Genomic DNA, 14,930 nt, shown 5'->3' on the forward strand with positions numbered 1-14,930 from the left:
CACCGGCCGGCCCCGCGCATCGGGGTCGGACCCTGATTCTCACCCTGACCCGAGCGGGCGCAGCGCTCGGACCTGACGCTCGTGCTCGCCGCGGGTCCAGGGGTCGGCGAGCCGCGCGTCCTGGTTCGCGTCGAGGGGACGGCCGGCGGCGAGCGCGTCGAGGTAGCGGCGGTCCGCGTCCAGGCGCGCGAGGGCGCCGTCCCGGTCCGTGGGGCGCCCGTGGCCCGGAACGACCACCCGCAGGTCGTTCCGGCGGAGGGCCGCGGCGAGCCGGTCCAGGCCGGTCGAGTACTCGCCCAGCGGGTCCGCGGCGGACAGGTCCAGCAGCGGCACCTCCAGGTCGGAGAGCATGTCGCCCGCCACGAGGACGCCGCGGGCCAGGACGGCGGCGTGCCCCGGCGCGTGCGCGTCGTGCGCCACCACGGCGGTGGGCGGACCGGTCCAGGGCACGTGCCCAGCGCCGTCGGGAAGGGCGAGAAGACCCTCGAGGGCCAGACCCGGGGCCTCGTCCGCGGCCTGCTCGCGCAGCTCGGCGGCGTGCGCCCGCGCGACGGCGGCGGCGCGGGCGGTGGCCCAGCGGGGGACCTGGCCGAGGGCGGGGTGCCAGAGCAGGTGGTCCCAGTGCGGGTGCGTGGAGAAGGCGGCGACGACGCGCAGCCCGCGCCCCTGCAGCGCGGCCGCGAGGCCACGGAGCTCCGCCTCGGTCAGCGCCGGGTCGACGAGCAGGCACCCGGCGTCGTCGCCGACCACCGCCGTCGACGTCGTCGTGTACCGACGGGCGGTCGCGACGAGCACACCGGGCGCCACCTCCACGAGGGCACGCGGCGCGCGGCTGGTCACCGGTGGCCGTGCGCGGCGAGGTGGGCGGCGCCCACGATGCCCGCGGTGTTGCGCAGCGCGGCGGGCACGACGGGGGCGGTCGTGCGCAGCAGGGGCAGGAACTTCTCGTGCTTCTTGCTCACCCCGCCGCCCACCACGATGAGCTCGGGGGAGAAGAGCATCTCGACGGTCTCGTAGAACCGCTGGAGCCGCTGGGCCCAGTCCTCCCAGCTGAGCCCCTCGCTCTCCTTCACGGAGGAGGCGGCGCGGTCCTCGGCGTCGTGACCGTCGATCTCGAGGTGGCCGAGCTCGGTGTTGGGCACGAGCGTGCCGTCGACGATCAGGGCCGAGCCGATACCGGTGCCGAGGGTGGTCACGAGGACGACGCCGGGCACGCCGCGTGCGGCCCCGAACGCGACCTCGGCGACGCCGGCCGCGTCGGCGTCGTTGACGGCGACCACCTCGCGCCCGATCGCCTCGGACATGAGGGCGGGGACGTCGATGCCCGTCCACGACTTGTCGAGGTTCGCGATGAAGGGCACCACCCCGTGCTTGATGGGGGCGGGGAAGGTGAGGCCGATCGGCGCCGGGTCCGGGAGGTCGAACCGGGCCACCAGCTCCGCGACGGTCTCGGCCACGGCGCGCGGCAGCGAGGGGCTCGGGGTGGGGATGCGCACCCGCTCGGCGGTGAGCTCGCCGGTGGCCAGGTCCACGGGCGCTCCCTTGATGCCCGAGCCTCCGATGTCGATGCCGAAACCGACGGCGGGCGCGGCGGGGTGGGTCATGGTTCTCCTCGATGAGATGGATGAGACGGGCCGGTGGGCCCGGACGGCGGGGCCGGCGGCGCCGCCGGGTCAGGGCAGTGTGAGGATCTCGGCGCCGTCCTCGGTGACGACGATGGTGTGCTCCCACTGCGCGGTGCGGGAGCGGTCCCTGGTGAGGACGGTCCAGCCGTCGTCCCACTGCTCCCAGTCGATGTCGCCCAGCGTGAGCATCGGCTCGATGGTGAAGACCATGCCGGGGACCATGACGTCGTCGTAGCGGGGCGCCGAGTCGTAGTGGGGGATCACGAGGCCGGAGTGGAACGCCTCGCCCACGCCGTGACCGGTGAAGTCCCGGACCACGCCGTAGTCGAAGCGGCGCGCGTAGGCCTCGATCACCCGGCCGATGACGTTGACCTCGCGCCCCGGGCGCACGGCCCTGATGCCGCGCTCCATCGCGGTGCGGGTCCGCTCGACGAGCAGGTGCGACTCCTCGTCGACCTCACCCACCTCGAACATGGCGTTGAGGTCGCCGTGCACGCCGTCGAGGTAGGCGGTGACGTCGACGTTGAGGATGTCGCCCTCCTGCAGCACGGTGGAGTCGGGGATGCCGTGGCAGATGACCTCGTTGACGGAGGTGCACAGCGACTTGGGGAAACCCATGTACTCCAGCGTGGAGGGGTAGGCGCCGTGGTCGACGAGGAACTCGTGCCCGACCCGGTCGAGCTCGTCCGTGGTCACCCCGGGGGCGACGTGCCGGCCGACCTCCTCCAGGGCCTGGGCCGCGAGGCGGGAGGCGCGCCGGATGCGCTCGACGGTCTCCGGGCTCTTCACGTCGGAGGCCGTGACCCGCTCGGGACCGGTGCGCCCGACGTACTCGGGCCGCGGGATCGACGCCGGGACGGTGCGGAGGGGGGAGACGGTTCCCTTGGTCAAGGTGCCCCGGGGGGCGCGGTCGGCGAGCATGGTGGCAGTCTACGGACCGTCGTCGGCGGCCTTGGAGGAGCGATGAGCGAGCAGCAGGAGTTCTACTACAACCTCGCCACCGGCCAGGTGGAGGAGGGGAAGGTGCACGGGGCGACCAACCGCATGGGTCCGTACCCGAGCGCCGAGGCGGCGGCCCAGGCCCTCGCCCGTGCCCAGGACCGCAACGAGAGGTGGGCCGAGGAGGACGAGGCCTGGGAGGACGAGCAGTAGGCGCCGCCGGCGCTCAGGACTCGTACACGTGCTCGGCCGCCGGGAAGCTGCGGTCGCGCACCGCCCGGGCGTAGGCGCGGGTCGCCGAGGCCAGCTCGGCCCCGACCTCGCCGAAGCGCCGGGCGAACCGCGGCGACCAGGACGTCATGCCGGCCATGTCGGTCCAGACGAGCACCTGGCCGTCCACCTCCGGGCCCGCGCCGATCCCGATGGTCGGGATGGGGAGCACCTCGGTGACCCGGGCGGCCACGGGGCCGGGGACCATCTCGAGGACGACGGCGACCGCGCCCGCGTCCGCCAGCGCCAGCGCGTCCGCGACGAGCCTGTCCGCGGCCTCGTGGCCCCGGCCCTGGACCCGCTTGCCGCCGAGGAGGTTCTCGGCCTGGGGGGTGAACCCGAGGTGCCCGACCACGGGGATGCCCGAGCGCGTGAGCAGCCGCACGTGCTCGGCCAGGTGCTCCCCGCCCTCGAACTTCACGGCGTGCGCCCCGGCCTCCTTGAGCATCCGCACCGCGGAGGCGTGGCACTGGGCCGGCGAGGCCTCGTAGGAGCCGAAGGGCAGGTCGGCCACCACCAGGGCGCGCTGCGCGGTCCGGGCCACCGCGCGCACCGCCGGGATCATGTCGTCCACGGTGACGGGGATGGTCGTCGGATGGGCGTGCATGTTGTCGCCGATGGAGTCGCCCACCAGGAGGATGTCGATCCCCGCCTCGTCGAAGATCCGGGCGGTGACGGCGTCGTACGCGGTCAGCATCGTCAGCGGCTCGCCGCGCTCCTTGGCCTGCCTGAGGTGGTGGACCCGGACCTTGCGCGGGCCTCGCGCCTGCTCGGAGGCCGGGCCGGCCGCGACGCTCGGGTCACCCCCCGACGGGGTGCCTGTGGCGGCGGTGCTCGCTGCCCGCTGCTCCGGGGGGACGCTGCTGCTCATCTGAACTCCTGCTCGGCGGCGGGGACGCCCGCGGCGGCCGGTGGACGGCGCCGTCGGTGGTCCGTGACAAGCACTCACCCTAGAGGCGTCGCGGACCTGCCGGTCAGTTGCGCCATGATGGGACGGTGCGGGGACCGGCCGCACGCCGCCGTCGCAGGCGGTCCGCCACGCCGAACCAGGAGCCGACACATGGACAAGCAGCAGGAGTACGTCCTCAGGGCGATCGAGGAGCGGGACGTCCGCTTCATCCGGCTCTGGTTCACCGACGTCCTCGGCGTGCTGAAGTCCGTGGCCATCGCGCCCGCCGAGCTCGAGGGCGCCTTCGCCGAGGGCATCGGCTTCGACGGCTCCTCGATCGAGGGACTCTCCCGCGTCTACGAGTCGGACATGCTGGCCAAGCCCGACCCCTCCACGTTCCAGGTGCTCCCGTGGCGGGGGGACGAGAACGGGGTCGCCCGCATGTTCTGCGACGTGCTGACCCCCACCGGCGAGCCGGCGCGCTCGGACCCGCGCAGCGTGCTCAAGCGGGCGATGAACAAGGCCGCGGACGCCGGCTTCACCTTCTACACCCACCCCGAGATCGAGTTCTACCTCTTCCAGAACGTCTCCTCGCCCCAGGACCCGCTGGTCCCCATCGACACCGGCGGCTACTTCGACCACGTCGCCCGCGGCACGGCCCACGACTTCCGGCGGGACGCGATCACCACCCTGGAGTCCATGGGCATCTCGGTGGAGTTCTCCCACCACGAGGCCGGCCCCGGCCAGAACGAGATCGACCTGCGCTACGCCGACGCGCTGAGCATGGCCGACAACATCCAGACGTTCCGCACCGTCATCAAGGAGGTGGCGCTGCAGCAGGACGTCCTCGCCACCTTCATGCCCAAGCCGCTGCCGGACGCGCCCGGCTCGGGCATGCACACGCACATGTCGCTGTTCGAGGGCGACCAGAACGCCTTCCACGACCCGTCGGGGGAGTACCAGCTCTCCGCCACCGCCCGGTCCTTCATCGCCGGTCTGCTCCACCACGCCGCGGAGATCACCGCGGTGTGCAACCAGCACGTCAACTCCTACAAGCGTCTGTGGGGCGGTGACGAGGCACCCGCGTACGTCTCGTGGGGGCACAACAACCGCTCCGCCCTGGTGCGCGTGCCCATGTACAAGCCGGAGAAGGGCGGGTCGGCACGCGTGGAGTACCGGGCCCTGGACTCGGCCGCCAACCCCTACCTGGCGTTCGCGGTGCTGCTCAACGCCGGCCTCAAGGGCATCGAGGAGGGGTACGAGCTGCCCGAGGGTGCGGCGGAGGACGTCGCCGCGATGACGCGCGAGGAGCGCAAGGCGCTCGGCATCCGCTCCCTGCCCGCGTCCCTGCGCGAGGCCGTCGAGCTCATGGAGTCCTCCGAGCTCGTGGCCGAGACCCTCGGGGAGGACACGTTCGAGTTCTTCCTGCGCAACAAGCGCACCGAGTGGCAGGAGTACCGGGCCCAGGTCACCCCGTACGAGCTTCAGCGGTTCATCCCCGCGCTGTGAGCGTGGCCGCATGACCCGTGCGGTCTCCCGCACCACGACGCTGCGCCGGCTCGGGTTCGCCGAGCCGGCCACCGCGGCCGCGCGCCTCGACGACCACGCGCTCGGCCGTTACGTCGCCGCCGCCGAGGAGGCCGGGGCGCCGCTGCCCGAGGCGCTCGGGCAGGTCGCGGACCCGGACCACGCCCTCCTGACGCTGCTCCGGCTCGCCGAGGCCGCCGCCGGCACCGGGGACGAGCCGGTGCTGGCCGAGGTCCTGGCCGACGACGGACCCGCCCGACGCCGGCTCCTCGCCGTGCTCGGCGCCTCCGCCGCCCTCGGCGACGCGCTCGTGGCGCACCCGGGGTCCGTCTCGCTGCTCGTCGAGCGCCCCGGGGAACCGTCCGTGCTCGACCTCGCGCCCGAGGACGAGCGGGAGCACGCGCTGCGGGCCGTCGGGGCCGACCCCGGGGCCGCCGTGCCGGTCGCCACCCTGACCGGTGAGGAGGGCGTCGCCACGCTCCGGCGCACGTACCGGCGCCGCCTCCTCGAGATCGCCGCCGCCGACCTCACCAGTCCCGACCCCCTGGCCGACTTCCCGAGGGTCGCCGCCTCGATCGCCGACATCGTGGCCGGCGCGCTCGACGCGGCGGTCGCCGTCGCCCGCGCGGACCTGCCGGAGGCCGCCGGGGTGCGCCTGGCCGTGCTGGGCATGGGCAAGACCGGGGGCCGCGAGCTCAACTACATCTCCGACGTCGACGTCGTCCACGTCGTCGAGCCGGTCGACGGCGTCACGGAGGCCGAGGCGATCAGGCTCGGCACGAAGCTCGCGACGGCGCTCGCCCGGGCCGTCTCCGCCGTCGGCCCGGAGCCGGCCCTGTGGCCGCTGGACGCCAACCTGCGCCCGGAGGGCAAGGACGGCCCGCTGGTGCGCACGCTCGCCTCGCACGTCGCGTACTACGAGCGGTGGGCGAAGACCTGGGAGTTCCAGGCGCTGCTCAAGGCACGGCCCGTGGCCGGCGACCTCGCCCTCGGCCAGGCGTACTGCGACGCGCTCTCGCCGATGGTGTGGACCGCCGTGGAGCGGCAGAACTTCGTCGAGGACTCCCAGGCGATGCGGCGGCGGGTCGAGGAGAACGTGCCGGCCGCCGAGGCGGACCGGCAGCTCAAGCTCGGCAGGGGCGGCCTGCGCGACGTCGAGTTCACCGTCCAGCTCCTCCAGCTCGTCCACGGACGCACCGACGAGTCGATCCGGTCACGCACGACCCTCGAGGGCCTCGCCCAGCTCGCCGCCGGCGGGTACGTCTCACGCGACGCCGCCGCGCTCCTGGACCGGCACTACCGGTTCCTCCGCCTGCTCGAGCACCGCCTACAGCTGCACCGCCTCCGGCGCACCCAGCTCGTCCCCACCGACGAGGAGAGCCTGCGCCGGCTCGGCCGCGCGATGCGCCTGGACGGCGTCGACGGCCCGGGGGCGCTGGAGAAGCGGCTGCGGCAGGTCCGCCGCGAGGTCCGCCACCTGCACGAGGAGATCTTCTTCCGCCCGCTGCTCCCCGCCACCGCTCGCCTCAGCGCCGACGACGTCTCCCTCGCTCCGGACGCCGCGCGGGCCCGGCTGGCGGCGATCGGGTACCACGACCCCGACGGCGCCATCCGGCACATCGCGGCCCTCACCGAGGGCATCTCCCGGGCCGCCGCGATCCAGCGCCACCTCCTGCCCGTCATGCTCGGCTGGTTCGCGCAGGGGCCGCTCCCCGACCACGGGCTCCTCGCCTTCCGCAAGCTCTCCGAGACCATGGGCACCACGCACTGGTACCTCAAGCTCCTGCGCGACTCCGGCGGCGCGGCCCAGCGGCTCGCCCGCCTGCTCTCCACCAGCCGCTACGTGGCCGACGCGATCGGCCGGCTGCCGGAGGCCGTCGCCTGGCTCGACGACGACGACGAGCTCGCGCCCCGCACGCTCGCGGCGCTCTCGGCCGAGCTCGTCGCGCTGCAGGACCGGCGCACCGACACGGTCGACCGTGTCATGGCGGCCCGCTACCTGCGCCGCCGCGGACTGCTGCGCGCGGCGATCGGCGACGTCCTCGGCCTCGGGGACCACGCCCGCTCCGCCGCCATGATCAGCAACGCCGCCGACATCGCCCTGCAGGGGGCGCTGCGCGTCGCCGTCGAGCGTGCCGTGGCCGAGGCGGGGCTGGGCGGGCCGCCGTCGCGCTACCTCGTGGTGGCGATGGGCCGCCTCGGGGGACGGGAGATGAGCTACGCCTCCGACGCCGACGTCCTCTTCGTCCACGACCCCCTGCCGGGCGCCGACCCTCAGCTGGCCACCCGCACGGCCCTCGCGGTCGCCACCGGGGTGCGCGAGCTGCTGGGGCGCACCGGGCCGGAGCCGGCCCTGCCTGTCGACGCGGCGCTGCGCCCGGAGGGTCGCAACGGGCCCCTGACGCGCACGCTCGCCTCCTACGCCGAGTACTACGAACGCTGGGTGGAGCCCTGGGAGCGGCAGGCGCTGCTGCGGGCACGGCCCGTCGCGGGCGACCCCGGGCTGGGCCGAGAGTTCGAGGCGCTCGTGGACCCGCTGCGCCACCCCGCGGGCGGGCTCGCCGAGCACGACGTGCGCGAGCTGCGCCGCATCAAGGCCCGCGTGGAGTCCGAACGGCTGCCCCGCGGGGTGCCCGCCACCCGGCACCTGAAGCTGGGACGGGGTGGCCTGAGCGACGTCGAGTGGACCGTGCAGCTGCTGCAGCTCCAGCACGCCGGCGACGTGCCCGGGCTGCGCACCACCGGCACCCTCGACGCCCTGCAGGCGCTGCGCGAGGCGGGCATCGTCCCGGCGGGCAAGGCCGACCGCCTGGCCGAGGCCTGGCTGCTGGCCTCGCGCATCCGGGACGCGATCGTGCTCGGCACGGGCCGGGCCAGTGCCGACCGTGCGGACGTCCTGCCGCACGAGCCGGCGGAGCTGGAGGTCGTCGCCCGCCTGGTCGGCATGGCGCCGGGGCAGCGGCAGGACCTGGAGGAGCTGTGGCTGCGCGCCGCCCGGCGCGCCCGGACCGTCGCGGAGGAGCTCTTCTACGACTGACCGCGACCGGGCCGGGCGCCGCCACCGCGGCGCGCCGGCCCGGACGCGGTCACGCGGTCACGCGGTGCCGATCTTCCGTCCGTCCGCCCGCCACACCACGACGCACGACGGCCGGGGAACACCGCCGTCGGGCCAGTGGGAGAGGGGATTCTCGAAGGTCGACCCGTCCGCCTCGCCCGGGTGCTGGACGTGGACGAGCACCCGGTCGTCGGTCACCCACGGCCCGCACGTCTCGGCGCCGACGGGCACGGTGAGGAACTGCTTGACCTGGCCGCGGTACGGGCCCTCCAGGGCGACGCCGAACAGGCCGTCGTTCGAGCCGAGCTGGTTGCCGTCGGTCGAGATCCAGAGGTTGCCGTACTTGTCGAACGTGACGTTGTCCGGGCAGGAGATGGGGGAGACCTGGTCCTTGTCGTACCCGGCGAAGTACGTGCTCGGGTCCTTCGGGTCGCCGCACACGAGCAGGATCCGCCAGGAGAAGGTGGTCGAGGCGGCGTCGTCGTCGCTCTCCCGCAGCTCGATGACGTGGCCGTGCTTGTTCGCGCGGCGGGGGTTGGCCTCGTCCGGGCCCGCGTACCCGGGCAGGCCGCGGTTGGTGTTGTTGGTCAGCGCCATGTAGACGCGGCCGGTGTCCGGGTGCGGCTCGACGTCCTCGGGCCGGTCCATCTTCGTCGCGCCGACGGCGTCCCCCGCCTGGCGGGCGAAGACCAGCGCCTCGACCCCGCTCATGCCGGGCACGTGGGAGTGTGCCTCGCCGTCCGCGGAGGTCACGAGCGGGAGCCACTCGCCCGAGCCGTCGAACTCACCGTCGGCCGGCAGCTTCCCGTCACCGGTGATCTCGCCCGGCGAGTCGCCCGTGAACCGGGCGACGTAGAGGGTGCCGTTGTCCAGCAGGGTGGCGTTGTGCTCGTGGTCGCCCTCGCGGTACCGGTCCCGGGAGACGAACTTGTAGACGTAGTCGAACCGTTCGTCGTCGCCCATGTACGCCGCCGCGCGGCCGTCCGGGGTCAGGCTGATCGTCGCCCCCTCGTGCTTGAAGCGTCCGAGCGCAGTGCGCTTGCGGGGCGTCGACTCCGGGTCGAACGGGTCGATCTCGCACACCCAGCCGAACCGGTTCGGCTCGTTCGGCTGGACCGAGATGTCGAAGCGGTCGTCGAAACGCTCCCACTTCCGGCCGCTGGGACCCTTGTTGACGCCGTAGCGGCGCAGCCGCTCCGCGGCCTTCGGGTCCGTGACGGTCCCCGCGTTCGCGAAGTACTGGTTGAAGTTCTCCTCGCCGGTCAGCCACGTGCCCCACGGGGTGAGGCCGCCGGCGCAGTTGTTCAGGGTGCCCAGGACGGTCCGCCCGTCGGGGTCGTCGGGGGTGCGGACGAGCGCGTCCCCGGCCACCGGTCCGGAGAGCTCGAACTCCGAGCGCATCGTGAAGCGCCGGTTCAGGGGGTGCCCGACGACGGGGTCGAGCCCTCCGGAGCGTCTGCCGCGGCCCTCGGCGGTCAGGGCGACGACGCTGAGGCTGTGCGCGGCCCAGGCGATCTCGACCTGCTCACGGGTGGGGTTCTCCGGGTCGTAGCCGGGGAACATGAGCTCCTCGTTCGTGTACTCGTGGTTGGCCACCAGGAGGAAGTTGCCGTTGCCGCGGCGGCGGAACAGCCCCAGGTAGTCGCAGTTGTAGCCGAACTGGCGCTCCTGCGCCTCGGCCGTCTGGTGGTAGGGGTCGAACTCTGGGGAGTCGTCGAACAGCGGGTCTCCCCAGCGCAGCACCACCTCGTGCAGGTACCCCGGAGGCACGACCACCGCGTCGGTCGTGTTCGGCGCCACGGCGCTGAAGCGCAGGCCCGGGGCGCCGGCGGCGCCCGGGGGCGCCGCGGCCGCCGACGGCGCGCCGGCCGCCCCGACGGCGCCGGCAGCACCGGCGAGGCCGAGCACGGCGCCCGCCTGCAGCACCGCCCGGCGGGAGACGACGTGCGTCATCACGTCCCCGAAGTACTCGTTGGACGAGGTGTTGGGCACGTCGTGGAAGCAGGCGTTCCCGCAGCGGTACCGGCAGGTCATCGCCGACCTGCCGCCCGCGTGCGCGGGCACGAGCGGCAGCAGAGGTCTTTGCGGTGTGGTGAGGCTCATCGGACTTCCCCTCGCGTCGTTGCGACAGTTCGCGCGCCCGGGCGGCGCGTCTCCTCGGGGCCCATAGTGCCGGTGCCGGGCCGGAAGGGCCAGAGGGAAGGGGCGTGAGCCGGGGTCAGAGCACGCGGGCGAGGAACTTCCTGGTGCGCTCCTGGGCGGGCCGGTCCAGGACGGCGCGCGGGGCGCCCTGCTCGACGACGACGCCCTCGTCCATGAGGACGAGGTGGTCACCGACCTCGCGGGCGAAGCCGATCTCGTGGGTCACCACGATCATCGTCATGCCCTCCGCGGCGAGGTCCTTCATCACGCCCAGGACCTCGCCGACCAGCTCGGGGTCGAGGGCCGAGGTCGGCTCGTCGAAGAGCATCAGCTCCGGGTCCATGGCGAGCGCCCGGGCGATTGCGACGCGCTGCTGCTGCCCGCCGGAGAGCTGGGCGGGGTAGTGGTCCACCCGGTCGGACAGGCCCACCCGACCGAGCAGCTCGAGGGCGCGCTCGCGGGCCTGGGCCCGGCCGGTCCCTCGGACCTGGACCGGCGCCTCCATGACGTTCTGCACCGCCGTCATGTGGGGGAAGAGGTTGAAGCGCTGGAAGACCATCCCGATGCGGGAGCGCTGGCGGGCGATGTCGCGCGGGTGCAGCCGGAAGAGCTCCGGGCGCCCGCGTCGGACCTCCTCCCGGTAGCCCATCAGCTCGCCGTCGACCTCGATCCGGCCGGCGTCGATCTGCTCCAGCTCGTTCACGCAACGCAGCAGCGTCGACTTGCCCGACCCGGACGGACCCACGACGACGCAGACGGAGCCGCGCGGAACCGTCAGGTCCACGCCGCGCAGGACGTGGAGGTCGCCGAAGAACTTGTGCACCCCACGCACCCGGACCATGGGTGTGGTCGCCGTCGTCAGCTCGTTCACGGTGTGTACTCCAGGAAGGGGTCGTCCTTGGTCGTGCCGGCCGCGAGGATGGCCTGCTGCTTGCGGCCGGTCGCCCTGTTCCGGCGGGTGGAGGTGCTTGCTCCGCCGCGGGTGGCGCCGTCGAAGCCGCGACCGTAGTACCGCTCGAGGTAGTGCTGGCCCACCATGAGCACCGAGGTGATGACGAGGTACCAGATGGCCGCGACCATGAGCAGGGGGATGGGGAGGAAGAGCCGGTTGCCGATCGCGTTGGTCGCGAACGTCAGGTCGAGCGTGAACGGCACCGCGAGCACCAGCGAGGTGGTCTTCAGCATCGAGATGGTCTCGTTGCCGGTCGGGGGCACGATCACCCGCATCGCCTGGGGGAGGACCACGCGGCGCAGGATCTTCGACTCCTTCATGCCCAGCGCGCGGGCCGCCTCGGCCTGACCGGGGTCCACGCCGTTCAGGCCCGAGCGGAAGATCTCCGACAGGTACGCCGCCTCGTTCAGGGCCAGTCCGATCAGCGCGGCCCAGGCGGCGGAGAAGACGTCGTTGGTGTCGATGACGACGAACTCCGGACCGAACGGGATGCCCAGGCTCAGCCGCGGGTACAGCACCCCGAGCAGGCCCCAGAAGACCAGCTGGGTGTAGATCGGCGTGCCCCGGAAGAACCAGATGTACACCCAGGACACCCAGCGCATGACGGGGTTGTCCGACCGGCGCATGATCGCCAGCGTCAGCGCGAGCGCGACGGCGACGACCATCGAGCCGGCGGTGAGCAGCAGCGTCCACCCCACGCCCCGGACGACGTTGACGTCACGGAGGTAGAGCCAGACCACGTCCCAGCGGAAGTTGGGGTTCGTGATCAGGGTGTTGACCACCATCGCCGCGAGGACGGCGACCACCACGGCGGAGACGAGCCGGCCGGGGCGGCGGACCGGGTGGGCCTGGATCAGCTCCGGAGCAGCGCCCACGTCAGACCGCCGGGTTGAGCTCGGCGGTCGTCAGCGCGCCGGTCACGCCCCAGGTGCCGAGGATGTCCTCCCAGACGCCCTCGTCCATCAGGTGCTGCATCGCGGCCTGCAGGGCGGCGGTGAGCTCGGGGTCGTCCTTGGACACGGCGATACCCTGCGGCGCGGCGTCGGTGACGTCACCGAGCTGCTCCACCTGGCCCCCGGTCTGCAGCGCGGCGTACTGGCCGACGGGGGAGTCGGCGTACATGACGTCGATCTTGCCGCCGACGAGGTTGGTGGTGACGTCGGCCTGGGAGGTGTAGCGCAGCACCTCGATCGGCTCGGCTCCCGCGTCGGTGCACTCCGCGGCGAGGCGGTCGGCGTCCTCGTCCTGGATCGTGCCGGTCTGCACGCCCATGGTCGTCCCGCACAGGTCGGCGGGGTCGAGGTCCTTCGGGTTGCCCTGCTGGACGGAGAACGTGGAGCCGGCCGAGATGTAGGCGATCATGTCGACCTGCTCGATCCGCTCCGGGTTGATCGAGAAGGAGGCGATGCCCGCGTCGTACTGCGTGCCGATGGCGGGGATGATCGAGGCGAACTCGGCGTGCTGGACGTCCACCTCGACTCCCAGCACCCGGCCCAGCGCCTTGGCGAGGTCGACGTCGTAGCCGGTCGGGGTCTGGCCGTCCGGCCCGCCGAGGAACTCGGCGGGCGCGTACTGGAGGTTGTCGCCGACCGTCAGGGTGCCGTCGAAGTCCTCGGGCAGCATCCCCGCGATCTCGTCGACCTTGTCGATGCCGGTCACGTCGTAGCTGGGCTCCGCGGCGGCCGCGGAGTCACCGGACGCGGGCGCGGAGGCCTCCGACGCGTTGGTGCACGAGCTGAGGACGAGAGCCCCCGCGGTGGCGGCGAGGGCGAGGACGGGAAGGCGACGCATGATGAGCTCCGGTGGAGGACGACAAGACGCCTCCACCATATATCCACGCCCGTGCATGACTATGCATCGGCGAGCTGTGGGCTCGCACACACGCGAGGAGGCCGGCGCATGGCGCCGGCCTCCTCAGGCGGTGCTCAGCAAGAGCCCACGGTGCTCAGCGTGAACTCACAGGTCGTAGTACAGCTCGAACTCGTGCGGGTGCGGCCGCAGGCGCAGCGGGTCGATCTCGTTCGTGCGCTTGTAGTCGATCCACGTCTCGATGAGGTCCCGCGTGAAGACGTCCCCCTCGGTCAGGTAGTCGTGGTCCGCCTCGAGCGCCTCGAGGGCCTTGGGCAGGGAGTCGGGCAGCTGCTCGATCTGGGCGTGTTCCTCGGGCGGCAGCTCGTAGAGGTCCTTGTCGATCGGCTCCGGCGGCTCGATCCGGTTCCGGATGCCGTCGATGCCCGCCATGAGCATGGCCGAGAACGCCAGGTAGGGGTTCGACGACGGGTCCGGGACGCGGTACTCGACGCGCTTGGCCTTGGGCGAGGAGCCGGTCACGGGGATGCGGATGCAGGCGGAGCGGTTGCGGGCCGAGTACACGAGGTTCACCGGCGCCTCGAAGCCCGGGACGAGGCGGTGGTAGGAGTTCACCGTCGGGTTCGTGAACGCCAGCAGCGAGGGGGCGTGGCGCAGGAGGCCGCCGATGTACCAGCGGGCCATGTCCGAGAGGCCGCCGTAGCCGCGCTCGTCGAAGAACAGCGGCTTGCCGTCCTTCCACAGCGACTGGTGGGAGTGCATGCCCGAGCCGTTGTCGCCGAACAGCGGCTTCGGCATGAAGGTGGCCGACTTCCCGGCCTGCCAGGCCGTGTTCTTGATGATGTACTTGAACTTCATCACGTCGTCCGCGGCGGCCCGGAGCGTGTCGAAGCGGTAGTTGATCTCCTGCTGACCGGCGGTGCCGACCTCGTGGTGCGCGCGCTCGACCTGGAGGCCGACCTCGTGCAGGACGCGGACCATCTCGTCGCGCAGGTCGGCCATCTGGTCGTTCGGGGAGACGGGGAAGTAACCGCCCTTGTAGCGGGTCTTGTAGCCGAGGTTGGCCCCCTCCTCGTCACGGCCCGTGTTCCAGGCCGCCTCCTTGGAGTCGAGGTAGTAGAAGCTCGAGTGCTGGGTGGTCTGGAAGCGCACGTCGTCGAAGATGTAGAACTCCGCCTCGGCGCCGAAGTAGACCGTGTCGGCGATGCCGGTGCTCCGCAGGTACGCCTCGGCCTTGGCCGCGATGTTGCGCGGGTCGCGCGAGTACGCCTCGTCGGTGAACGGGTCGACGATCGAGAAGTTGACCACGAGGGTCTTCTGCTTGCGGTAGGGGTCCACGAACGCCGACGTCACGTCGGGCACCAGCTTCATGTCGGACTCGTGGATCGCCTGGAAGCCCCGGATGGAGGACCCGTCGAACATCAGACCGTCGGTGAACGCGTCCTCGTTGAACGCCTCGACGGGGATGTTGAAGTGCTGCATGACGCCCGGCAGGTCGCAGAAGCGGACGTCGACGAACTTGACGTCCTGCTCCTTCGTGTAGGCGATTGCCTCGTCGGCGTTTGAGAACATCCGTTGGCTCCTCGGAGTAGGGCGGGTGGGTTCCCCGGCGATCGTGCCGTGCCCGGGCGGGGCGGCGCGACCTGAGGAACGTCTGAAAAGTAGCCCGTGGCAGTTTCCCGTGTGTCACCCGAATGTGTCGGGCGTGTTACGCGCACCGGC

General features: G+C 72.7%; 12 protein-coding genes. 3 read left to right on the forward strand and 9 right to left on the reverse strand.

Going from position 1 to position 14,930, the window contains the following annotated elements:
* Positions 1-39 precede the first annotated feature (39 nt).
* From ATJ97_RS19140 to map, 3 genes are all read right to left on the reverse strand, one after another.
* Positions 40-840: an MBL fold metallo-hydrolase gene (locus ATJ97_RS19140; protein ID WP_098485112.1), complete on the reverse strand. Its 801-nt coding sequence runs from the start codon at positions 838-840 to the stop codon at positions 40-42.
* Positions 837-1,604: a polyphosphate--glucose phosphotransferase gene (gene ppgK, locus ATJ97_RS19145; protein WP_098485113.1), complete on the reverse strand. Its 768-nt coding sequence runs from the start codon at positions 1,602-1,604 to the stop codon at positions 837-839. Before ppgK ends, ATJ97_RS19140 begins: the two co-directional genes overlap by 4 nt.
* Positions 1,605-1,673: 69 nt before the next feature.
* Positions 1,674-2,546: a type I methionyl aminopeptidase gene (map, locus tag ATJ97_RS19150; protein ID WP_098485114.1), complete on the reverse strand. Its 873-nt coding sequence runs from the start codon at positions 2,544-2,546 to the stop codon at positions 1,674-1,676.
* A gap of 42 nt (positions 2,547-2,588) precedes the next feature.
* On the opposite strand from map, the gene ATJ97_RS19155 reads away from it, so the two are divergent.
* Entirely contained in the window at positions 2,589-2,777 is a 189-nt protein-coding gene (locus tag ATJ97_RS19155) for a hypothetical protein (protein WP_098485115.1), read from the forward strand.
* 13 nt (positions 2,778-2,790) lie between these two features.
* Here the strand turns inward: ATJ97_RS19155 and panB are convergent, their stop codons facing one another.
* Positions 2,791-3,705 carry a 3-methyl-2-oxobutanoate hydroxymethyltransferase gene (panB, locus tag ATJ97_RS19160; protein WP_098485116.1) on the reverse strand — a complete coding sequence of 305 codons (915 nt, stop codon included), beginning with the start codon at positions 3,703-3,705 and terminating at the stop codon, positions 2,791-2,793.
* Positions 3,706-3,894: 189 nt separating this feature from the next.
* Here panB and ATJ97_RS19165 point away from each other — a divergent pair, with 189 nt between their 5' ends.
* Together ATJ97_RS19165 and ATJ97_RS19170 are read left to right on the forward strand one after the other, a co-directional pair.
* Complete coding sequence (locus ATJ97_RS19165; protein ID WP_098485117.1) at positions 3,895-5,232, forward strand: glutamine synthetase family protein; 1,338 nt, start codon at positions 3,895-3,897, stop codon at positions 5,230-5,232.
* 10 nt (positions 5,233-5,242) lie between these two features.
* The gene (locus ATJ97_RS19170) at positions 5,243-8,287 is read left to right on the forward strand and encodes a bifunctional [glutamine synthetase] adenylyltransferase/[glutamine synthetase]-adenylyl-L-tyrosine phosphorylase (protein WP_098485118.1); all 3,045 of its coding nucleotides are present in this window, start codon (positions 5,243-5,245) and stop codon (positions 8,285-8,287) included.
* Positions 8,288-8,344: 57 nt separating this feature from the next.
* On the opposite strand, the gene ATJ97_RS19175 is transcribed toward ATJ97_RS19170, so the two are convergent.
* The 5 genes from ATJ97_RS19175 to glnA all read right to left on the reverse strand — a co-directional run bounded on the left by ATJ97_RS19175 (position 8,345) and on the right by glnA (position 14,780).
* Positions 8,345-10,408, reverse strand: coding sequence for a PhoX family protein (locus ATJ97_RS19175; protein WP_098485119.1), 2,064 nt, complete (start codon positions 10,406-10,408; stop codon positions 8,345-8,347).
* A 115-nt stretch (positions 10,409-10,523) separates the two neighbouring features.
* The gene (locus tag ATJ97_RS19180) at positions 10,524-11,288 is read right to left on the reverse strand and encodes an amino acid ABC transporter ATP-binding protein (RefSeq protein ID WP_098485618.1); all 765 of its coding nucleotides are present in this window, start codon (positions 11,286-11,288) and stop codon (positions 10,524-10,526) included.
* Between the two features lie 26 nt (positions 11,289-11,314).
* Positions 11,315-12,274: an amino acid ABC transporter permease gene (locus ATJ97_RS19185; RefSeq protein WP_245862759.1), complete on the reverse strand. Its 960-nt coding sequence runs from the start codon at positions 12,272-12,274 to the stop codon at positions 11,315-11,317.
* A 1-nt stretch (position 12,275) separates the two neighbouring features.
* The gene (locus tag ATJ97_RS19190; RefSeq protein WP_098485120.1) at positions 12,276-13,190 is read right to left on the reverse strand and encodes an ABC transporter substrate-binding protein; all 915 of its coding nucleotides are present in this window, start codon (positions 13,188-13,190) and stop codon (positions 12,276-12,278) included.
* Positions 13,191-13,355: 165 nt separating this feature from the next.
* Positions 13,356-14,780, reverse strand: coding sequence for a type I glutamate--ammonia ligase (glnA, locus tag ATJ97_RS19195; protein WP_098485121.1), 1,425 nt, complete (start codon positions 14,778-14,780; stop codon positions 13,356-13,358).
* Between the last annotated feature and the right edge of the window lie 150 nt (positions 14,781-14,930).

The sequence above is a fragment of the Georgenia soli genome (assembly GCF_002563695.1).
In the GTDB taxonomy this organism is placed as follows: Bacteria; Actinomycetota; Actinomycetes; order Actinomycetales; family Actinomycetaceae; genus Georgenia; species Georgenia soli.

Excerpts from the sequence above, each read along its gene's own strand:
- ATJ97_RS19170 (WP_098485118.1), top strand. The coding sequence starts at position 5,243 with ATGACCCGTGCGGTCTCCCGCACCACGACGCTGCGCCGGCTCGGGTTC.
- map (WP_098485114.1), bottom strand. The coding sequence starts at position 2,546 with ATGCTCGCCGACCGCGCCCCCCGGGGCACCTTGACCAAGGGAACCGTC.
- ATJ97_RS19165 (WP_098485117.1), top strand. The coding sequence starts at position 3,895 with ATGGACAAGCAGCAGGAGTACGTCCTCAGGGCGATCGAGGAGCGGGAC.
- panB (WP_098485116.1), bottom strand. The coding sequence starts at position 3,705 with ATGAGCAGCAGCGTCCCCCCGGAGCAGCGGGCAGCGAGCACCGCCGCC.
- ATJ97_RS19175 (WP_098485119.1), bottom strand. The coding sequence starts at position 10,408 with ATGAGCCTCACCACACCGCAAAGACCTCTGCTGCCGCTCGTGCCCGCG.
- ATJ97_RS19180 (WP_098485618.1), bottom strand. The coding sequence starts at position 11,288 with ATGGTCCGGGTGCGTGGGGTGCACAAGTTCTTCGGCGACCTCCACGTC.
- ppgK (WP_098485113.1), bottom strand. The coding sequence starts at position 1,604 with ATGACCCACCCCGCCGCGCCCGCCGTCGGTTTCGGCATCGACATCGGA.
- glnA (WP_098485121.1), bottom strand. The coding sequence starts at position 14,780 with ATGTTCTCAAACGCCGACGAGGCAATCGCCTACACGAAGGAGCAGGAC.
- ATJ97_RS19155 (WP_098485115.1), top strand. The coding sequence starts at position 2,589 with ATGAGCGAGCAGCAGGAGTTCTACTACAACCTCGCCACCGGCCAGGTG.
- ATJ97_RS19190 (WP_098485120.1), bottom strand. The coding sequence starts at position 13,190 with ATGCGTCGCCTTCCCGTCCTCGCCCTCGCCGCCACCGCGGGGGCTCTC.